The 19,185-nt window shown below is 62.0% G+C and carries 24 protein-coding genes and 1 pseudogene; 13 read left to right on the forward strand and 12 right to left on the reverse strand.

Annotated features, from left to right (window positions below; genetic code table 11):
* Positions 1-33: 33 nt before the first annotated feature.
* Positions 34-285, reverse strand: a complete 252-nt coding sequence (gene oprI, locus H7A76_RS28525; RefSeq protein WP_003448337.1) for an outer membrane lipoprotei OprI — start codon at positions 283-285, stop codon at positions 34-36.
* Between the two features lie 628 nt (positions 286-913).
* Here oprI and H7A76_RS28530 point away from each other — a divergent pair.
* Complete coding sequence (locus tag H7A76_RS28530; RefSeq protein ID WP_022640086.1) at positions 914-1,195, forward strand: GNAT family N-acetyltransferase; 282 nt, start codon at positions 914-916, stop codon at positions 1,193-1,195.
* A gap of 58 nt (positions 1,196-1,253) precedes the next feature.
* Here H7A76_RS28530 and H7A76_RS28535 read toward each other — a convergent pair whose 3' ends face one another.
* Entirely contained in the window at positions 1,254-2,330 is a 1,077-nt protein-coding gene (locus H7A76_RS28535; RefSeq protein ID WP_185701618.1) for a 3-deoxy-7-phosphoheptulonate synthase, read from the reverse strand.
* Between the two features lie 142 nt (positions 2,331-2,472).
* Entirely contained in the window at positions 2,473-2,907 is a 435-nt protein-coding gene (locus tag H7A76_RS28540; protein ID WP_152898796.1) for a PilZ domain-containing protein, read from the reverse strand.
* Between H7A76_RS28540 and H7A76_RS28545 the strand changes: the two genes are divergently transcribed.
* The 5 genes from H7A76_RS28545 to cysB all read left to right on the forward strand — a co-directional run bounded on the left by H7A76_RS28545 (position 2,906) and on the right by cysB (position 6,852).
* Positions 2,906-3,292, forward strand: coding sequence for a thioredoxin family protein (locus tag H7A76_RS28545; protein ID WP_185701619.1), 387 nt, complete (start codon positions 2,906-2,908; stop codon positions 3,290-3,292). The genes H7A76_RS28540 and H7A76_RS28545 overlap by 2 nt on opposite strands.
* Positions 3,292-4,245, forward strand: a complete 954-nt coding sequence (locus H7A76_RS28550; RefSeq protein ID WP_185701620.1) for a putative 2-dehydropantoate 2-reductase — start codon at positions 3,292-3,294, stop codon at positions 4,243-4,245. Before H7A76_RS28545 ends, H7A76_RS28550 begins: the two co-directional genes overlap by 1 nt.
* A 29-nt stretch (positions 4,246-4,274) precedes the next feature.
* The gene (locus H7A76_RS28555; protein ID WP_185701621.1) at positions 4,275-5,180 is read left to right on the forward strand and encodes a 5'-nucleotidase; all 906 of its coding nucleotides are present in this window, start codon (positions 4,275-4,277) and stop codon (positions 5,178-5,180) included.
* An 85-nt stretch (positions 5,181-5,265) separates the two neighbouring features.
* A complete protein-coding gene (locus H7A76_RS28560) occupies positions 5,266-5,766 on the forward strand; it encodes a universal stress protein (RefSeq protein WP_185701622.1) in 501 nt (166 codons plus the stop codon).
* A gap of 111 nt (positions 5,767-5,877) precedes the next feature.
* Positions 5,878-6,852, forward strand: a complete 975-nt coding sequence (cysB, locus tag H7A76_RS28565) for an HTH-type transcriptional regulator CysB (RefSeq protein WP_185701623.1) — start codon at positions 5,878-5,880, stop codon at positions 6,850-6,852.
* Between the two features lie 12 nt (positions 6,853-6,864).
* Here cysB and H7A76_RS28570 read toward each other — a convergent pair whose 3' ends face one another.
* Together H7A76_RS28570 and H7A76_RS28575 are read right to left on the reverse strand one after the other, a co-directional pair.
* Positions 6,865-7,347 carry a GreA/GreB family elongation factor gene (locus H7A76_RS28570; protein ID WP_185701624.1) on the reverse strand — a complete coding sequence of 161 codons (483 nt, stop codon included), beginning with the start codon at positions 7,345-7,347 and terminating at the stop codon, positions 6,865-6,867.
* A 2-nt stretch (positions 7,348-7,349) separates the two neighbouring features.
* Positions 7,350-7,745, reverse strand: coding sequence for a hypothetical protein (locus H7A76_RS28575; RefSeq protein WP_185701625.1), 396 nt, complete (start codon positions 7,743-7,745; stop codon positions 7,350-7,352).
* A 124-nt stretch (positions 7,746-7,869) separates the two neighbouring features.
* On the opposite strand from H7A76_RS28575, the gene earP reads away from it, so the two are divergent.
* Together earP and H7A76_RS28585 are read left to right on the forward strand one after the other, a co-directional pair.
* Positions 7,870-9,003, forward strand: coding sequence for an elongation factor P maturation arginine rhamnosyltransferase EarP (gene earP, locus H7A76_RS28580; protein WP_185701626.1), 1,134 nt, complete (start codon positions 7,870-7,872; stop codon positions 9,001-9,003).
* Positions 9,004-9,051: 48 nt separating this feature from the next.
* Positions 9,052-9,624, forward strand: a complete 573-nt coding sequence (locus tag H7A76_RS28585) for an elongation factor P (RefSeq protein ID WP_053133142.1) — start codon at positions 9,052-9,054, stop codon at positions 9,622-9,624.
* Between the two features lie 71 nt (positions 9,625-9,695).
* Here H7A76_RS28585 and H7A76_RS28590 read toward each other — a convergent pair whose 3' ends face one another.
* The 3 genes from H7A76_RS28590 to H7A76_RS28600 all read right to left on the reverse strand — a co-directional run bounded on the left by H7A76_RS28590 (position 9,696) and on the right by H7A76_RS28600 (position 11,811).
* Positions 9,696-10,115 carry an organic hydroperoxide resistance protein gene (locus H7A76_RS28590; protein WP_152898801.1) on the reverse strand — a complete coding sequence of 140 codons (420 nt, stop codon included), beginning with the start codon at positions 10,113-10,115 and terminating at the stop codon, positions 9,696-9,698.
* A 209-nt stretch (positions 10,116-10,324) separates the two neighbouring features.
* Complete coding sequence (locus H7A76_RS28595; protein WP_185701627.1) at positions 10,325-10,786, reverse strand: MarR family winged helix-turn-helix transcriptional regulator; 462 nt, start codon at positions 10,784-10,786, stop codon at positions 10,325-10,327.
* Positions 10,787-10,860: 74 nt separating this feature from the next.
* Entirely contained in the window at positions 10,861-11,811 is a 951-nt protein-coding gene (locus H7A76_RS28600; RefSeq protein ID WP_185701628.1) for a LysR family transcriptional regulator, read from the reverse strand.
* A 105-nt stretch (positions 11,812-11,916) separates the two neighbouring features.
* Between H7A76_RS28600 and H7A76_RS28605 the strand changes: the two genes are divergently transcribed.
* Entirely contained in the window at positions 11,917-12,666 is a 750-nt protein-coding gene (locus H7A76_RS28605; RefSeq protein ID WP_185701629.1) for a sulfite exporter TauE/SafE family protein, read from the forward strand.
* Here the strand turns inward: H7A76_RS28605 and H7A76_RS28610 are convergent.
* The 3 genes from H7A76_RS28610 to H7A76_RS28620 all read right to left on the reverse strand — a co-directional run bounded on the left by H7A76_RS28610 (position 12,656) and on the right by H7A76_RS28620 (position 14,422).
* Positions 12,656-13,510, reverse strand: a complete 855-nt coding sequence (locus tag H7A76_RS28610; RefSeq protein WP_022640069.1) for a LysR substrate-binding domain-containing protein — start codon at positions 13,508-13,510, stop codon at positions 12,656-12,658. The two genes, H7A76_RS28605 and H7A76_RS28610, sit on opposite strands and share 11 nt — an antisense overlap.
* Before the next feature lie 91 nt (positions 13,511-13,601).
* The gene (locus tag H7A76_RS28615) at positions 13,602-14,171 is read right to left on the reverse strand and encodes a peroxiredoxin (RefSeq protein ID WP_185701630.1); all 570 of its coding nucleotides are present in this window, start codon (positions 14,169-14,171) and stop codon (positions 13,602-13,604) included.
* A 2-nt stretch (positions 14,172-14,173) separates the two neighbouring features.
* Positions 14,174-14,422: a hypothetical protein gene (locus tag H7A76_RS28620; protein WP_185701631.1), complete on the reverse strand. Its 249-nt coding sequence runs from the start codon at positions 14,420-14,422 to the stop codon at positions 14,174-14,176.
* 109 nt (positions 14,423-14,531) lie between these two features.
* Between H7A76_RS28620 and H7A76_RS28625 the strand changes: the two genes are divergently transcribed.
* The 4 genes from H7A76_RS28625 to H7A76_RS28640 all read left to right on the forward strand — a co-directional run bounded on the left by H7A76_RS28625 (position 14,532) and on the right by H7A76_RS28640 (position 17,833).
* Positions 14,532-14,699, forward strand: a complete 168-nt coding sequence (locus tag H7A76_RS28625) for a hypothetical protein (RefSeq protein WP_022640067.1) — start codon at positions 14,532-14,534, stop codon at positions 14,697-14,699.
* Between the two features lie 134 nt (positions 14,700-14,833).
* On the forward strand, positions 14,834-16,603 hold the full coding sequence (locus tag H7A76_RS28630; RefSeq protein ID WP_185701632.1) for a hypothetical protein: 1,770 nt from the start codon (positions 14,834-14,836) through the stop codon (positions 16,601-16,603).
* Positions 16,600-17,496, forward strand: coding sequence for a hypothetical protein (locus tag H7A76_RS28635; RefSeq protein ID WP_185701633.1), 897 nt, complete (start codon positions 16,600-16,602; stop codon positions 17,494-17,496). The genes H7A76_RS28630 and H7A76_RS28635 overlap by 4 nt, the downstream gene beginning before the upstream one ends.
* A 121-nt stretch (positions 17,497-17,617) precedes the next feature.
* Positions 17,618-17,833: a DUF1127 domain-containing protein gene (locus H7A76_RS28640; RefSeq protein WP_053133421.1), complete on the forward strand. Its 216-nt coding sequence runs from the start codon at positions 17,618-17,620 to the stop codon at positions 17,831-17,833.
* A gap of 35 nt (positions 17,834-17,868) precedes the next feature.
* Here H7A76_RS28640 and H7A76_RS28645 read toward each other — a convergent pair.
* Positions 17,869-19,043: pseudogene (locus H7A76_RS28645) on the reverse strand (diguanylate cyclase).
* Positions 19,044-19,185: the final 142 nt, after the last annotated feature.

A 19,185-nucleotide genomic window follows, 5' to 3' on the forward strand; every position in this document is an offset into this window, starting at 1 on the left:
TTGGATCGGCTCGATAACAATCCCGAGGGACTATTACTTGCGGCTAGCTTTTTCCAGCATACGCAGAGCGCGCTCGTTAGCTTCGTCAGCAGTCTGTTGTGCTTTTTGAGCAGCAGCCAGAGCTTCATCAGCTTTACGATAGGCTTCGTCTGCACGAGCCTGAGCACGAGCTGCTGCGTCTTCAGTAGCAGTCAGACGAGCTTCGGTTTCTTTGGATACGCTGCTGCAACCGGTAGCCAGAACTGCGGCCAGAGCCAGAGCAGAGAATTTCAGAACGTTGTTCATCGTGTTCCCCTTCAAGGACTTTCTATTAGTAGCTATCCACCTCAGAGCGAGGAAATAGCCGGCGTACATACTACCCATTACTTGTAGTAAGTAAACTGACGTAGCGCAAGAAGCAAAAAAAATTCTAGGCGGTGAATCTTTTTCGAGCAACTCTACAAACCGGTTGGATAAAAAATATTCAACGCAGAGGCTTTGGCGGGCAGGAGTGCTGCTTGTTTGCCAGCATTGATCCGGGAATTTTTCCAGGTGCAGTTTCGGGCGCTAGACTAAAGTCGGTCTATATTGTGCCGATGACACTTTTGTGCAGATTTCGAGCGAGCTCTTTATGTCTACCGGCGGTGACTTTAAGAGCGCTGCTTCGTCTTAAGTTTCAGCATCCGGCGATGTATGACTGCCAGGTATCTTGAACCAGGGCAGGGGACGGCAAGCGCTCGCCAGGTCCTTTTGTGCTGATCTGTGACGGGTATGGCTTGAGCATTCATGCCAAGGGCGCCTAATATTTTGTAACGTGCTTCTGGTGCAAGCTTCTACTCGGCGACCGACAGGCACGAGGTGGCGTAAGTTGTTCCTTCGCCGGAAAAACATCGGTAAGGTAGGGGTCGGCATTTCAGACCCGCAAGGAGTAGTGATGAGCGAGGCGTTGTCCATCCACCATGACCAGGTTGGTCATCAGTTCGAGACCAATGTGGACGGTCATCGTGCCTACCTGACCTATATGGACCTGGGTAAGCAGACCCTGGATATCTACCGCACTTTCGTGCCTAACGCCCTGCGGGGGCGTGGCATCGCCGCGGCGCTGACCGAGCAGGCCCTGGAGTATGCCGATCGCATGGGCTACACAGTGATCCCGTCCTGCTCGTATGTGGAGCGCTACATGGAGCGCCACCAGCGCCACGCAGCAAAACTCTGACCAGTGTGATAATGAAAAACGCCGGGCTTTGGCCCGGCGTTTTCGTATCTGGCGAATATCAGCTGCGCTGGCGTTGCGGCAGGACATCCTTGAGCTTGGCATGCATGCTGCGCAAGGTCTTCTCGGTGCTTTCCCAATCGATGCAGGCATCGGTGATCGACACGCCGTATTGCAGCTCCGACAGATCCTTGGGAATCGCCTGGCAACCCCAGTTCAGGTGGCTCTCTACCATCAAGCCGATGATCGACTGGTTGCCCTCGAGAATCTGGTTGGCGACGTTTTCCATCACCAGCGGCTGCAGCGCCGGGTCCTTGTTGGAGTTGGCGTGGCTGCAGTCGATCATGATGTTCGGCTTGACCTTGGCCTTGTTCAGGGCCTGCTCGCAGACCGCGACGCTGACCGAATCGTAGTTCGGCTTGCCGTTGCCGCCCCGCAGGACCACGTGGCCGTAGGCGTTACCCTTGGTGGTGACGATGGACACGCCGCCCTCTGGGTTGATCCCCAGGAAGCGGTGTGGGCTGGAAACCGATTGCAGGGCGTTGATCGCGACGGTCAGGCCGCCATCGGTGCCATTCTTGAACCCCACTGCCGAGGACAGGCCGGAAGCCATCTCGCGGTGGGTCTGGGATTCGGTGGTGCGCGCGCCGATGGCCGACCAGCTGATCAGGTCCTGCAGATATTGCGGGGAGATCGGGTCCAGGGCTTCGGTGGCCGTAGGCAGGCCCATTTCAGCCAGGTCCAGCAACAGCTGGCGGCCGATGTGCAGGCCGTCCTGGATCTTGAACGAGTCGTCCAGGTAGGGGTCGTTGATCAGGCCTTTCCAGCCAACGGTGGTACGAGGTTTCTCGAAGTACACCCGCATGACCAGGTAGAGGGTGTCGGAAACTTCGGCGGCCAGGGCCTTGAGCCGTTCGGCGTACTCATGGGCCGCCTTGATATCGTGGATCGAGCAAGGCCCGATGACGATGAACAGACGGTGATCAGTGCCATCGAGGATGTTGCGGATCACTTCGCGACCGCGGGTCACGGTGCGCAAGGCGGTGTCGCTCAGCGGAATGTCTCGCTTGAGTTGATCGGGAGTGATCAGGGTCTCGTTGGAGGCGACGTTAAGGTCGTTGATCGGTAAATCAGCCATCGTGTTACTCGTCAGGTCACGGATGCCGGCCGCCAGCGATCCCCGAGAGCGGCGGAGCACAGCGGATTTGGGCGCGTCGGGGAGCCGAACCTTAGCGCGTTACCCGGGGGCTCGACAATGGGCAGGGCGCGGTTTTATGGGGCTATGGCTGTATGAAGGCCTGGTGTACCCGATCCTCGGAATAATCCTGCGCGTGGCGCTCGACCCAGTCCAGGGCCAGTGCCTCGATACATTGCTGTTCGCTCTGGGGCTCGTGCAGGCGACAGTAGCGAGCGATCTGGCAAACCTGTTCACTCATGCGTGCGCCGAACAGCGTCTGTTCGTCGACGAAGGCGATGCCCACCAGGTAGCCACGCTTGCGCTTCAGGCACCAGGCCACATAGCCGTTATAGCGGGCATTCTCACCCAGGGTCGGCATGTGCACTTCAAGCGCGGTGCCGCGACGCCAGGCGCGATGGTAATTGCAGGCCATGCCGCCGAGGCTGATAGTGTGCAGCCGCTGGCGCGAAATGCAGGCATGCTTGCGCAGGGTCAATTCAACCGGAACATCATCAGGATGAGGCAGAAACCGTCCCATGACCGCAGACTCCGAGTGTCGTCCAACTGACAGTGTTTCCCGAAGTATAGTGGCCCAATTGGAGCTGACCGATTTCGACGTCGACCAGACCTTGCTGGGGCTGTCGGGGGTTTCCCTGGTGATCTTCACCAGCCCCGGCTGTTCCGCCTGCCGTTGGGCACGGCAGCAGTTACCCAGGCTGGATTTGCCGGTCGATCGTCTGTGCTGGATCGATGCCGGTGACAATGGCGGCGCGGTGGAGCGTTACCAGGTGTTCCACCTTCCAGCATTGTTCGTGGTGCGCGATGCTCGGTTTCATGGGGGCATAGAATCGCGGCTGACGGCTGGAGAGCTTGCCCTGGGCCTGGATCAGGCGCTTGAACGATTACCAGAGGAGTTGCCGTGATGGATGCAGTTCGCAAGCCGCGTGTGGGCATTATCGGGTCCGGGGCGATCGGCGGTTTTTATGGGTTGCTGCTGGCCCGTGCCGGTTTCGACGTGCACTTTCTATTGCGCAGTGAATTTTCGGCCGTCGTCGAACACGGGCTGCGCTTGACCAGCGCGGTACATGGCACCTTGACCCTCGATCCAGTGCAGGCCTACGCCCGCGCCGAGCAGATGCCGCCTTGCGATTGGCTGCTGGTGGGCGCCAAGACCACCAGCAACTTGCAACTGGCACCGGCGATCATCCAGGCGGCCGCCCCGGGAGCCAGGGTCCTGTTGTTGCAGAATGGCCTGGGTGTCGAAGACCAGTTGCGTGGTGCTTTGCCCGACTCGCTGCATCTATTGGGCGGCTTGTGCTTCATCTGTGTCCATCGTGCCGGCCCCGGGCAGATCGAGCATCAGGCCCTTGGCGCCGTGAACCTGGGCTATCACAGCGGTCCCGCCGGCGACCCGGCACTGCGCCAGGCGATCGTCGAGGAGGGGGCCGGGTTGTTCCGTGAAGCCGGGATCGATTCCCAGGCCATGGGCAACCTGCAGCAGGCGCGTTGGCAGAAGCTGGTGTGGAACGTGCCGTACAACGGCTTGTCGGTGCTGCTGCGGGCGAGTACCACGCCGCTGATGGCCGACCCGGACTGCCGGCAGTTGATCCAGGACTTGATGCGAGAGGTATTGCAGGGAGCTGCGGCCTGCGGCTACGCCATTCCGGAGGCCTATGCCCAGCAGTTGTTCAAGTCCACCGAGGTTATGCCCGACTATTGGCCCAGCATGTACCATGATTTCCTGCACCGACGTCCGTTGGAGCTCGAGGCCATCTATGCTGCTCCGCTGGCTGCCGCGCAGGCAGCGGGTTGCGAACTGCCGAAGATCCGGGCGTTGTACCAGGCCCTGGGGTTCATCGATCGGCATCCGGCCTGAGGCTGGTCATCACCTGACCAGGAGCGAATATGGCAAAGGGACTGGACGGCAAACTGGTGGTAGCGATCTCTTCGCGGGCGCTGTTCGACCTGAGTGACAGCCATAAGGTCTACCTGGCCCAGGGGGTGGAGGCCTACCGGCAGTACCAGATCGAGCACGAGGAGGAGATCCTCGAGCCCGGGGATGCCTTTCCCCTGGTCAAGAAACTCTTGAGCCTGAATGCCAGCCTGGGGCGGGCGCGGGTCGAGGTGGTGCTGGTGTCACGCAACAGCGCCGACACGGGCCTGCGAGTGTTCAACTCGATCCAGCACTACGACCTGGGTATTTCCCGAGCAGCCTTCGTGGGCGGGCGCAGCCCCTATCCTTACCTGGCGGCCTTTGGCAGCGACCTGTTTCTTTCCACCCATGCCGAGGATGTGCGCAGTGCGCTGGAGGCCGGTTTCGCCGCGGCGACCATTCTTTCCGGTGGCACGCGGCGGGCCGAGAACGGCGAGCTGCGCATTGCCTTCGATGGTGACGCGGTACTGTTTTCCGATGAATCGGAGCGCATCTATCAATCCGGCGGTCTGGAGGCGTTCCAGGCCAGCGAGCGCCAGTCGGCCCGCGAGCCTCTGCCGGGTGGGCCGTTCAAGGGCTTCCTGGCGGCGCTCAACCTGCTCCAGGGCGAGTTCCCCGGCGATGCCTGCCCGATCCGGACGGCGCTGGTCACCGCGCGTTCGGCCCCGGCCCACGAACGGGTGATCCGGACTTTGCGCGAGTGGAATATCCGCCTCGACGAGTCGCTCTTTCTCGGTGGCCTGGAAAAGGCCGCCTTCCTCGAGGCCTTCGCCGCCGATGTGTTTTTCGACGACCAGGCCGGTCACTGCGAGCTGGCGCGAGAGGTGGTGGCCACCGGTCACGTGCCCCATGGCATCAGTAACCAAGCCAAGGCCTGAGCCCCCCGGAATCCGGGGCTCGCACACCTCCAGGCACTGCTAAGCTGAATCAATCTCCGCCCAGATTGGCAGTTGAGGAGGTCGTATGATTCGTTCGATGCTGTATGCCACTGACCTCGGCGTGTACGCCCCCTATGTGATGCAGCACGCCCTGGAACTGGCTCGAACGTTCAATGCCGACCTACACGTGGTGCACGCCGTCGAACCCATGGGGCTGTTCGCCGAGTCGGTATTGCAGAGCTATCTGGACGAGCAGTCGCTGAACGAGTTCCATCGCCAGGGGCTGAACACGGTGATGGCCAATATCGAGCAGCGGGTGCTGGACAGTTTTCGCGAAGAGCTGGGGGAGGGCATGCAGGACCTGACCCTGATCCAGTCGGTGCGTGTCCTGCAAGGAGACCCCTCGCAGGTGATACTCGAGCAGACGGCGAAACTCTCGGTGGATCTGTTGATTGTAGGAAGTCACAGCCATGGGGTGGGGGCGCAAACGCCATTGGGCCGCACCGCCGCGCGGGTCTTGCAACTGGCCAAAGTACCGGTTTACCTGGTCCCCCTGATGCAGCGGCGACGCCAGGGCGATGCCTGAGGATGAAATGGAAAATTCTGAAGAAAAGTTCTAGATTTATTCTCCTGACCATTAATATAGTTATATACCGTCGCTGATACCCGTGGCGCCTACCTGCTTTGAGGGATTGATATGAAGCTTCAACAATTGCGCTACATCTGGGAAGTGGCGCACCACGACCTCAACGTTTCCGCTACCGCCCAAAGCCTCTACACCTCGCAACCGGGTATCAGCAAGCAGATTCGCCTGCTCGAGGACGAACTGGGCGTCGAGGTCTTCGCCCGCAGTGGCAAGCACCTGACCCGCGTGACCCCGGCGGGTGAGCGAATCATCAACACCGCTGGCGAGATCCTGCGCAAGGTCGAGAGCATCAAGCAGATCGCCCAGGAGTTCTCCAACGAGAAGAAGGGCACCCTGTCCATCGCCACCACCCATACCCAGGCGCGTTACGCCCTGCCTCCGGTGATCAGCAGCTTCATCAAGCAGTACCCGGATGTGGCCCTGCACATGCATCAGGGCTCGCCTATGCAGATCGCCGAGATGGCCGCCGACGGTACCGTGGACTTCGCCATCGCCACCGAGGCGCTGGAGCTGTTCGGTGACCTGGTGATGATGCCGTGCTACCGCTGGAACCGCTGCGTGGTCGTGCCCCTGGGCCATCCGTTGACCAAGCTGCCGAAGCTGACCCTCGAGACCCTGGCCGAATACCCGATCGTGACCTACGTGTTCGGCTTCACTGGCCGCTCCAAGCTCGACGAAGCCTTCAGCCATCGCGGCCTGACGCCCAAGGTGGTATTCACCGCCGCCGACGCCGACGTGATCAAGACTTATGTGCGCCTGGGCCTGGGCGTGGGCATCGTGGCCAAGATGGCCGTGGATACCAAGCTCGACAGCGACCTGGTGGTACTGGATGCCAGCGAGCTGTTCGAGTCGAGCATCACCAAGATCGGTTTCCGTCGCGGTACCTTCCTGCGCGGCTTCATGTGCGACTTCATCGAGAAGTTCGCCCCGCACCTGACTCGCGAAGTCATGGCCAAGGCCATCCAGTGCCATAACAAGCAAGAACTGGAAGAGCTGTTCGACGGCGTCGAGCTACCGGTCCACTGATTTCCCGCCGGCCTAGCGCACCTCGGTGACAGTGAACCGTTGCCGGGTGCCGGCAACCACGATTTCCACTTCATCACCCTCGAACTTGCCCAGAAGGCCCTGGCCCATGGGCGAGCGTGGAGTGATCACCGTCACCGTCTGGCCGACCACCTGGACCTTCAGCCCCGCTCCGTCGGGCCCGAGGAACAGCCACTGTTCGCGCCCGCGCTCATCTTCCAGGCCCAGCAGGCTCCCGACCTGGATGCTCGATTGCCCATCGCCGGGGCGCAAGGCCAGGTTCTGCCAGAGCCCCAGGGCCTGGCGGATTTCCTCGACCCGCCTGGATTGACCGGCGGCCAGGTACGCGGCCTCAAGCCCCAGGGTGTCGTACTTGTTCTCGGCGACGTTCTCTTCGTGGGTCGCTGTCTCGTGGGCGGTTTGCGCCGCTCGCAGGGCGATCTGCAGATCGTCCTGGAGCTGTTGCAGGATCAGTGGGTAGACGGACTGTTTATTCATGGTCAATTACAGAATTGCAGGACGTTGGCCCGGCTCTTGTCGCTCGGCGCGGTCTGGTCCTGCTGCAGCCAGAACTGGCACTTGGCGTTGGACAGGTTGCGCGGGTTGCTGCGAGCGTTCTCCAGGGATTGCAGTTCCTCGTTCTTGCGCAGGTTTTCCTGGTATTGCTCGAACAGGCGGTTGGGCTGTTCGGGGGCGGCCACGGCGGGCTTGCCCAGTTGTTGCACGGCCTGGGCCACCGGCGCCAGTTGCTGGCTGAACAGAAAGTGCGAGGCCAGCCAGCAGGTCAGGGCGATCGCCAGGAACCCCAGCCACAGGCCCAGGGCGATACTGGCACTGAGCGCCAGGGCATTGAAGCCGATGCGCAATGGGCGGCGGGCGGGCGGACGGTGCGACATGGTTGCCTCCTGGCGGGCAAGGTTGAACGGGGGCTGATTGTCGCACGAAGATTAATCGAGGTCGGCTCTTCTGCGCAGGGGCATTTATGCGGACAATCGGCGCCTTTGCCAATTGGGGACAGGAATGAAAGCCTCCTGGGACATTTTTTGCAGCGTGGTCGACAACTACGGTGATATCGGCGTGACCTGGCGTCTGGCCCGGCAGTTGGTGGCCGAACATGGTTGCGCCGTGCGCTTGTGGGTCGACGACCTGCGCGCCTTCGAGCGGATCTGTCCGGAGATCGACATGGACAAGGACCGCCAGCAGCAGGACGGGGTCGAGGTCCGGCATTGGCCGGCCCAGTGGTCAGCCGAAGTCGCGGCCGATGTGGTGATCGCTGCGTTCGCCTGCCAGTTGCCTCATGCCTATATGGAAGCCATGGCCGATCGCGAACGGGCGCCCTTGTGGTTGAACCTGGATTACCTGAGCGCCGAGGACTGGGTCGGAGGCTGCCATGGCCTGCCCTCGGTGAAGTTTCGTGGTGTACAGAAGTACTTCTTCTTCCCGGGATTCCAGGCGCAGACCGGCGGGCTGCTGCGCGAGAACGGCCTGCTGGAGCGACGCCGGGCGTTCCAGGCCGACCCCCAGGCCCAGGTGGCATTCCTTCGACAGCTTGGGGTAGTGCCAGCCAGCGATGCCCGGTTGATGTCGCTGTTCGCCTATGAAAATGCCGGCCTGGCCGATTGGCTGGACGCCCTGGCCGCTGATCGCCGCCCCACCCATTTACTGGTGCCCGAAGGGCGCATCCTCGGTGATGTGCAACGCTGGCTGGGCGTCGACTCCTTGGTCGTGGGCAGCGTGCTGGCCCGGCAATCGCTGACGCTCCAGGTCCTGCCTTTCGTGCGCCAGGAAGATTATGACCGCCTGCTCTGGTGCTGCGATTTCAACGCGGTACGGGGCGAAGACTCTTTCGTGCGGGCGCAATGGGCGGGGCGGCCGATGCTCTGGCACATCTATCGCCAGGACGAAGACATCCACCTGGACAAACTCGAGGCGTTCCTCGCGCTCTACACCCGCGGGCTGTCAGCCGAGGCCGGGGCGGCCGTGCTGGCCTTGTGGCGAGCCTGGAACACCGAGGGGCAGATGGCCGCCCCCTGGGAAAAGCTGCTGCAACACTGGCCGGAAATCGCCGTGCACGCCGAACGATGGTGCCTGGAACAGGGCTTGCAGGCCGATCTTGCTGCGGCGCTGGTGCAGTTTTACCTAAATTGGATATGATACGCGGCCTAGATTTTTGTAAATCCCATCCAAATTCGGATATTCGCAATGAAAACTGGTAAAGAACTCAAACCCGGTACCGTGATCCGTATCGACAACGATCCTTGGCTGGTTCAGAAAGCTGAATTCACCAAGTCCGGTCGTAACAGCGCGATCATGAAGACCAAGCTGAAGAACCTGCTGACCGGTTACAAGACCGAAACCGTTTACGGTGCGGACGACAAACTGGACGACGTGATCCTGGATCGCAAAGAAGCGACCCTGTCGTTCATCAGCGGTGACTCCTACACCTTCATGGACACCACTGACTACACCATGTACGAGCTGAACTCCGAGGACATCGAGGCCGTTCTGCCGTTCATCGAAGAAGGCATGACCGACGTCTGCGAAGCCGTGTTCTTCGAAGGCCGCCTGGTTTCCGTCGACCTGCCGACCACCATCGTGCGCCAGATCGACTACACCGAAGGTTCCGCTCGCGGCGACACTTCGGGCAAGGTGATGAAGCCTGCCAAACTGAAGAACGGCACCGAGCTGAGCGTTGCCGACTTCATCGAGATCGGCGACTGGATCGAGATCGATACCCGCGAAGGCGGTTCTTACAAAGGCCGCGCCAAGGTTTAAACCTGGCCCGTTCTTGTAGATGAAAAAGCCCGGCCTTGAGTCGGGCTTTTTTGTGCCTGCAATTCGTCGTTTCAGACGCTTACGTGCAGGCGAACATCGACATTGCCGCGGGTGGCGTTGGAGTAGGGGCAGACCTGGTGAGCGGCATCTACCAGGCTTTGTGCCTCATCCCGGGCCAGGCCGGGCAGATTGACGTGCAGGTCGATGTCCAGGCCGAAGCCGCCCGGGATCTGGCCGATGCCGACATGGGCGGTGATCGAGGCGTTGTCCGGAATCTTGCGCTTGCTCTGGCTGGCGACGAACTTCAAGGCGCCGATGAAGCACGCCGAGTAGCCGGCGGCGAACAGCTGCTCCGGATTGGTTGCCTGTCCACCCGCACCACCCAGCTCCTTGGGAGTGGCCAACTTGACGTCGAGGATGTTGTCGCTGGAAACGGCACGGCCGTCACGGCCACCGGTGGCGGTTGCAACTGCGGTATAGAGAGTCTGCATGGTGTAAAGCCTCGTTCAGGTTTTTGGGTGCTAATTGTTGGTGCGCTAAATAATCTGGAGAAAATATATTGCGATAATATTTAGTGCGCAAGATAAATTTTCGCGTAAAGCCGTCCATGGATCGCTATTAATAGCTAACTAGTTGATTATTAAATAAATTTTTACCGAAAGACCCGCCCCAAGATGGGGGCGGGAGTCACTGCGCAGGGCTAGAGGCTTTCTTGCAGATTACGGCGCAAGGCCAGCAGGTCTTCCTGCAACTGGCGCAGTTGCGCCACCGTCTGGCCGCTGGCCCCGAGAATGCATTGCGGTATTGCCTGGGCCTGGGCTTGCAGGGCACGGCCTTGTTCGGTCAATTCGACGATCACCACTCGTTCGTCTTCACGGCTGCGCGTGCGGCTGAGCAGGCCCTCGGCCTCCAGGCGCTTGAGCAGAGGGGTCAGGGAGCCGGGGTCGGTGAGCAGGCGCTGGCTGATTTCGCCGACGGTCAGCCCATCGCGTTCCCAGAGCACCAGCATCGCCAGGTATTGTGGATAAGTCAGCCCCAGGCGCTGCAACAGCGGCTTGTAGACCTTGGTCATCAGCAATGAGGTGGAATGCAGGGCGAAGCACAGCTGGTTGTCCAACAGCAGGGGATCGCAGGCGGGCGAGGTGGCGCGTTCGGTGGTCATGTCGAAGCCTTGGTCATTGATGGTCCTGAATCTAGCGGGCGAATCTTTAATGCGCCAGATGAAATCGCCAGGGCTCAGCCCATGGCGCTCTGCAAGGCCAGGTCCCATGGAGGAATGGGGCTGAACCGGCTCTTGAGGTATTCCAGCAGCAGGCGGCTGCGGGCGTTGGGATGCTGCTCCATGCGCAAGGCATAGATGCCGGCGGTTTCCGGCTTGGGCAAGCCGCTGTTGCAGAACAGCGGCACCAGTTCCCCGCGCAACAGATGTTCGCTGGCCAGCCAGGTTGGCAGGTGGGCGATGCCCAGGCCGGCCAGGGCCCCGGACAGCAAGGCCTCGGCGTTGTTGGCACTGAAGCGGATCCGCCGTGGACGATGGCTCTGCAGTTGGCCGTCGAGTTCGAAGCGCCAGGCGAACAACGGAGCCAGGCCATCCCAGTCCAGGCCATCATGCTGGTCGAGTTCGGCCGGGTGGACCGGGGTGCCGCGGCTCTTCAAGTAGGTTGGGCTGGCACAGGCGATCCGCACGATGCTGGCCAGGGTCGTGGCTACCATGCGTGTGTCCACCTGCTGTCCGGCCCGCAGCACCAGGTCGACCTTGCCCAGATGCGAGCCTTGCATGTCGACGAAGCTGTCGATCAGGTGCAGTTGTACATCCAGGCCCGGATACAGCATCAGGAAATCCGCGATGGCCGGGGCCAGGTGGCGGCGGCCGAAGGCGGCGGGGGCATCGATGCGGATCAGCCCCTCCGGCGCATGGCTCAAGGACGCCGCCTCGGCCCTGGCCAGTTGCAGCTCGGCGACGATGCGCCGGGCCCGCTCGGCGAATGCCAGGCCGGCCGCGGTGGCCACTACGGCATGGGTGGTGCGCATGAACAGCGTGGTGCCCACGGCTTTTTCCAGGCCGTCGATACGCCGGGCCACTGCCGAAGGGGTCAGGGGATGGCGGCGGGCGGCGGCGGAGAAGCTGCCGGCTTCCAGCACATCGAGAAACAGCCCCAGTTGTTCAGTAAGAGTATTGGGATTCATGGTCAGCTCGGCTATGCGAAAACAGCAAAGCCATTGTGCGTTGTTGTGCGTTTCCGTACCAGCGGTGACTGCGTAGCATGCAAGCCTCGAGTGAGGAGAGCGGTCTTGATCGATTCATTGATGTATCTGTTGTTGGGCGCGGCCCTGGGGACGGTCGGGGGCCTGTTCGGCATCGGTGGCGGGTTGATCGCCATCCCGGTGCTGGGGGTGTGGTTCGGTCTGGACCAGCAACTGGCCCAGGGCACGGCGCTGGTGATGGTGGTGCCGAACGTGATGCTGGCGCTGTGGCGTTATCACCAGCACAACCGTATCGAGGCCCGGCATGCCTTGCCCCTGGCGCTGATGGGCTTCAGCTTCGCCTGGCTCGGTTCGATCTGGGCGGTGGGTATCGACCCCCAGAAAATGCGTACCATCTTCGTGGTTTTCCTCCTGGCCCTGTCCGGCTACAACCTGTTGCGGCTGTTCGGCACTGCGCCCGCGACAGCGTCCTCGATGCGCTATTCCTGGCCTTGGTTGGGAGCGCTGGGAGCGGCTTCCGGGGCGCTCGGCGGGCTGTTCGGGGTGGGCAGCGCGGTAGTGGCTACCCCGGTGCTGACCAGTGTCTTCGGCACCACCCAGGTGGTGGCCCAGGGCTTGTCCCTGGCCCTGGCCCTGCCCAGCACCGGGGTGACCCTGGTGACCTATGGTCTGCATCACCAGGTGAACTGGCTGGTAGGCCTGCCATTGGCGGCCGGTGGCTTGCTGAGCATCAGTTGGGGCGTGAAGGTCGCCCATGCCTTGCCCGAGCGCCTGCTGCGCGCATTGTTCTGCGCCTTCCTGGTGATGTGCGCAGTGATGCTGGGACTCAGGACTTGAAGCCCTCGACGATATGTTCGGCCAGGCATTCGGTGATCGGCGAGGGCTGGTTGAGGTTGCGTACCAGCATGATGCTGGCCTCCGGTAGCAACGGCAGGCCTTCGGCTTCTCCCAGGATGCGCAAATCAGGCGTGATCAGGCTCTCCAGCTGGGCGGTGACCGCCAGCCCCGCGCTGACCACCGCCATGATCGCCGACAGGCTGGAGCTGTTGTAGGCGATGCGGTAGTCGAGGCCGCTGGCATCCAGGGCGTTGCAGGCCCACAGCCGGCAGAAGCAGTCGCTGTTGAACATCGCCAGGGGCAGCGGTGTTTGCCCCGGGGGCTCGAAGCACTCGGCCGCGGCCCAGACGAAACGCTCCTTGCGCAGCAACTGGCCGATTTCGTTGCCCGGTTCGCGGGTGACGATGGACAGGTCCAGGTCCTGGCGCTGCAACAGTTGCCTGGACGATTCGCAATGCACCTCGATCTGGATCAACGGGTAACTCTGGGCGAACCGCGACAGGATGCCCGGCAGGAAGCGCATCACATAGTCATCCGGAGTGCCGATGCGCACCAGGCCCACCATGTGCGGCTCGCGCAGGGTATTGAATACCTCGCTGTGCAGCTTGAGGATGCGCCGGGCATACCCCAGCAGCACCTGGCCTTCGGCGGTCAGCTTGACCTGGCGGCCGTCGCGCTGGAACAGCTGGCGTTGCAGCACGTCCTCCTCCAGCCGTTTCATCTGCATGCTCACCGCCGACTGGGTACGGTTGACCCGCTCGCCGGCCCGGGTGAAACCACCTTCATCGGCGATGGCGACGAAGGTGCGCAGTACTTCGGTATCGATGCTGGGGAACTGGGACATTCATCAAACCCTGAGATGGATACGCAGGAAGCATTCTTGCGGCTGATCTTATTCCCCACGGGCCAGCGCCGTCATCCCCCGGGCTGCCCGTTCATGCCCGGCTTCGGGACGACAGCCAGGCCAGCACCTGTTGCGGATTCTGATCGGGGGGGAACACCGGATAGAACACCTGCTCGATCCGCCCGTCCTCGATTACCAGGGTCAGGCGCTTGAGAAAACGCCTGCCGTTGAGCTCGAATTGTGGCAGGGCCAGAGCCCGGGCCAGGTGCTCCTCGGCATCGGACAACAGCGCGAAGGGCAGGTGCAGGCGTTCGACGGCTTCGCGCTGGTAGGCGCTGTCCTGGCTCGACAGGCCGAACAATTGCGCCACGCCCGCTGCCGCAAGCTCCTGGGCATGATCGCGAAAGGCACAGGATTGCGGGGTGCAGCCACGGGCCCCGGGGGTCTGGTCCCAGCCCTCGAGCAGCGGCAGGTCCGGCCGGCCGGTGCGCGGATAGATGTACAGCACCGTCCGACCTGGCAGCACGGACAGGTCCACCGCCTGTCCGGTGGTCGAGGGTAGCGGCAATTGCGGCAGGTACCGGCCGGCCAGGTGCCGGGCCGCGCCGTCATCCTGGGGGGCGGGAATGCTCGACCAATCCACGTTCAGCATGTCTCTCATCGTTAATGCTCCTGGCTGCTCCGGTTGTGCTTGCCGGTCTTGTCGCGCCCGGCGACTGCAAGACTGTTATAGGTGCTCTCCGTTGTTCCTGCTTTTATAGGGGAACTTTTCGAAGTTGATAGTTTGGCGATAGTTATTATCAGGCTTGGAAATAAGTAAGGTTCGATAAAGTAGTTGGCTATGGTTGGATTTTTATTAATTGCCTCCGGCGATAAGAATTGCTTGTTCGGAATAATGCCGATTAATGGCATGTTTTATCTTTTCCCGAGTTTGCCTAAAGCTATATCCACTACTAGTGTTGCGGATGCCATGTACAGATGGTCTGTACTGGGATTGCGACCAACTTTGGAGGGTCCTTTCATGAGCGCGAAAGCGGAACATGCCGAACCAACTAATGCAGAACTTACCCAGCTCAAGGCCAAGCTCAAGGCCGGCAAGCTGGCGCCAGAAGACCTCAAGGCCCTGGTCGGCCTGGTAGAGCGTACGGAGAAGGCCGCCAAGCAACTTAGGGCAGCCATAGTCGAGTAACCGACGCTAACGTCTTGGAGGGCGGATCAGAAATGGAAATCACTACTCGGAACAATCATGTTGATCTATCTGAACCATTGCGTAGCCCTCCATTTTTAGCGCGAAGTACCCATGGCGATCATGCGGTGTTGTTATTGGGGCGCGTAGAAGCGCCGATCTCGACGCTGAGCGACAATGCCTCTTTTACCGAACGCCTGGCCCAGAGTCTCAACTTGTCGTTACTGGACAGTCACTTCAGCGCGGAAGAATTCATCTTGTTGCTCGGCGAGCAATACACCGCCGCCGAAGAGTTCGTATATGGCCATCCGATCTGGAGAAAGATCCGCGAGGGTGATCAATCCGCGTTGCATGCCTACATCCTGGAAACCCGGCATTACCTGGCTGCCGCTGCCTCTCGTATGTGCCCTGCCGTCAGCCCGGGTATCGGCTTGTCACCGATCACCCTGATGCTTTCCAGGCATGCCTTGGAGGAATGGGATCACGCGCGGTTTTTCAACGAGGCCCTGGAGCTCATCGGTTGCTCGAACGACGTGGTGCGTCTGGCCAGGCCCTTGCCGGCGACCCTGGAGTGGATCCACCTGTCCCGGCACATCGCGGCCATGGGCGAGTTGGTGTCCGCTGCCTGTTCCGGCTTCATGGAACATTCCTCGGTGGAGAAAGAGGCCGTGCTTGGCTGGCACGACCTGCTGGTGGGCCACAACCTGTTGAGCCGCATGGCCACCAACAAAGTGCTGGGTCACTTCGCCACCGACCTCGACTACGGGCACTCCGAGAACTGGAAGAAGGCGGTCCGCACCCAGGGCTGTCATCCCGCCTCGGTGGTGGCCAGCGTACTGAACACGGTGTGCAGCCTGAGCGAGATGATCTACCGCTGGTTGTCCGCCCTCGAACAGGGCTGCGCCAGTTCCATCGTCACGGCGGCGCAGGTGCTCGCCGAGGATGGCCTGGACCAACCGCTGCGCGATTGCGATTCGCCGCTGGAGGTGGGCATCTTCCAGGGCTTGCCGGTCTGGCCGGCCAGTGTCATGAGCCTGGTCAACGGCGAGCGCTCTGGTGATGACAACCCTTCAGACATCATCGTCGCCTCCTGTTATGCCCTGGGGCACCGGGTACCACCACTGGCCGCCAACGGCGCGCCGTTCTGCCTGCTGCTGGGGCAGATCCACGAGCAACTGGTCGACAGCCAGGGTGTCGGCGCCGACAGCGTCGCGGCCATCGAGCGGATGACCACGGATTGGCTGGTGTCGGTGGACGGCCATCCTTTATGGCAACAGATGACCGAGGGTTGCAGCGACGAACTGGTGATTGGCTACATGCTGGAGAATTTCCATTACCTGGCCTCGGCCACCCGCCATGTCAGCCCGGCGATTGCCGCCTGCCAGGATGCGCGAATCCGCGAAAACCTGTTGCAGCACCTGCAGGACGAACTGACCCATTGCGACATTCTCAAGCCTCGCCTGCGGGAGCTGGGCGTCCGCCAGCCTGCGGCGATGCGGCCGCTGCCCACCACCGCGGCCTTCGTCGGTTACCTCAGCGACCTGGCGCGCCACGACTGGAAGGGTTACCTGATCGGTTCGACCTACCTGCAAAAAAGCCTGAGTGAATGCCGCGGCGATGATCGCCACATGAAGTTCTATTCCCGGGTTTCGGCCAACAATCCCCGTTGCGCCGCGCTGCTGGGGGCCATGGCGGCCCACGATGAACTGGATGATGAACTGGGCCATGACGCGCGACCCTCACGCAATATCCAGTACCTGCTGGCACGGGGCGAGGTGAGTCGCGATTCCGTGGCGCGGGCGGCGATCCTGCCGTCGCTGGCCTGGAGTTTCCTGGATGGCATTCGCGCCCATTACTGCACCGGCAAGGATTCGGTCCTGCAGCGCCAGGCCTGGAGTGCAAGATGAACCGGCCCTACTTCCAGACGGTGCAGCCCCTGGCGCGCCTTCATGAGCTGCTGTTCGAGGAGCAGGACTTCGACGCCCTGGCCAGGCGCCTGCCGGAGCCGCGCATGCCGCTGGCGATGTGGCGCGATGTGCTGCACAGCGAGTTGCTGGCGCTGTTTCGCTGGGCGCTGATCCGCGCCAAGGAGGACCTGGGCCAGGCGCAGGCCCAGGCCTACGGCGAGGAGGTCCTGTGCCTGTTGCCTTACTACGGTTTTTGCCTGCATGCCATTCGCCGCGCCGTGCCATTCGCCTTGATGGGCATTGCCACCACGGTGTCGGTGCGCGATGACCTTTATCCGCAGGCCCGCGCAGTGATCGCCGAATTGGCGAGCCTGCTGCAGGTGCAGGAGCTGCTGCGCGTCAGCGACCAGCCCTCGGCGAGCCTGGCCAGGCAGTTCCAGGAGCGGGACGGGCTGATCGTCCTCACTGGCAAGCAGTCCACCTTTGCCAGCTTGCGCAGCTGCTATCCACAGGCCCGGATCATGGGGGCGACGGGCTGTTGTGCGGTGGTCCTGGCGGCGGCTGAAGAGCCGGCGCGGCAGATCGAAAAACAGCGCATGCAAGGTCGGCTCTCGGTCAGTTGCAGCAATCACGGGCATACCGTCCTGGTCGAAGCGCTGGCCCCGGGGGCGGCGGTGCTGGCCGTCGATGGCTGCCGGCCGACGACCCGCACCTGCGTGGAGGCCATCCTCGGGCAATTGCATCCGTCCATAGTGCTGGCGCCTTCGGCTGCGGACCTGCCCGACGACCTGGGAGGCTACAGCCTGTTGGCATGGGAGGAGGCCGCTACGGCCAGTCTCGATGGTTTCGGGCGGGACCCTCTGGGCGGCTGGCCCGGAGACTACCGGATTTGAGACGGCGTTGGATGGGCAAGGATGATCCATCAAATTCTGAGATGTAGAGCATAAGAAACATTCGTTGGATTGATTATTTGCCCAGGCAGACACTGTCGTCATCCCACAGGAGGACAAGATGATGAAAGGTCAAAAGGGTTATCTGTTGGTCCAGTCGTTCCACGGCTTCTCGCTCGCGGCCTTGTGGCACAAGGTTGCGCGCTGGTACGTCCTGGGTCATGAGCGGCGGATGCTGGCCGGCTTGAACGATGAGGCGCTCAAGGACATCGGCTTGTCCCGGGCGGATGTGGAGCACGAACGGGCGCGCCCGTTCTGGGACGATCCACTATTGAAATGAGTGCCCGCAGGTTCGCTGGCCAGCGGCGTGTCGTTTCAGTGCACGGGTAGTTCGAGGGCGGGCCGTGCCAGGGTTTGGACCCGGTTGCGGCCTTTGCCCTTGGCGTCGTACAGCGCCTCGTCGGCCTGGGATAGCAGGCGCGACAGGTCATAGTCCCGGCCCTGGCTGGTCACCACGCCGATGCTGACGCTGAGCAGCCCGGGTTCGAGCAGTGTCAGGCCGGCGAAGGTCTCGCGGATGCGCTCGGCCACCCGTACCGCCTCTTGTTCATCCACCGCTGCCAACAGGCAGGCGAATTCCTCGCCGCCGATACGGCCGAAGGCGTCGTTGGCGCGCAAGGTGTGCACCAATACCTGGCTGAAGGCGATCAGCGCCTGATCGCCGGTCTGGTGGCCGAAGGTGTCGTTCAGGCGCTTGAAGTGGTCCAGGTCGCATAACAGCAGCGACACGGCGCGCCGTGCCGCTGGCAACCGGCCAGCAAGCGTTCGCCGTTGGCCATGAATGCCCGGCGATTGCCGATCCCTGTCAGGGCATCACAGAATGCCGCGGCCTTGAAGCGTCTTTCCGCTCGTTCCTTGACCATGGCCAGGGTCATATAGGCGATGCCGATCACGTAGACCATCGATTCGAACAGCATGAACGAAAAGAACGGTACACCCTCGCCTTGGCCATCCAGGGCCTGGGCCAGCCCGACGCCCTGATCGATGACGCTGCGCACGGCGTAAAAGCAGGTATGCAACAGGGTCAGTCCCAGGGCCGGGAGGTAGGCCACTTCCAGGCTCCGTCGACTGCGCCAGAATTCGAGGGCTGTCAGTGCTCCATAACCACCCGCCAGCAGCGAGTACACCGTGACCCGCACCGGCATCGACTCATGGAAGGCCGGGACCAGGCACAGGGCCAGCCACAGGCCGGCGCCGGCGAGCATGCCGGGGACATGGGGCTCGCGTGCGGCGAAGACCCGCATCGCCGTCCAGTTCAGGGCCGCGCTAAACAGCAGGACCACGTTGCCGAGCACGACGGGAACCCAATGCGCCCCGTGATGGCGCCAACTCACCAGCACCACGCCGACCGATGCCAGCAGCATCATGCTGCCCAGGTAGGCCAATGGCCGTTCGCGGCTTTCCCGCAGCCAGGCGTGCAAGGTCAGCAGGCCCATCAGGAAGAAGATGAACACGGATACCACGAGCAAGGTGGGGAGATGCAGCGTCATATCCAGGTTCTCGTCAGCAAGGGCGAAGCGGAAAACAACCGCCGATGCGGCTAATTGCCATTAGTGGGCGCGATTGTAGCCAGAACGGCGGCAGGAGAGCGCAGTAACGGGTGCGCTGCGATGGCGGCGAGCTTGCGGCTGC

The organism is Pseudomonas sp. MSSRFD41, assembly GCF_014230245.1.
Lineage (GTDB): Bacteria > Pseudomonadota > Gammaproteobacteria > Pseudomonadales > Pseudomonadaceae > Aquipseudomonas > Aquipseudomonas piscis.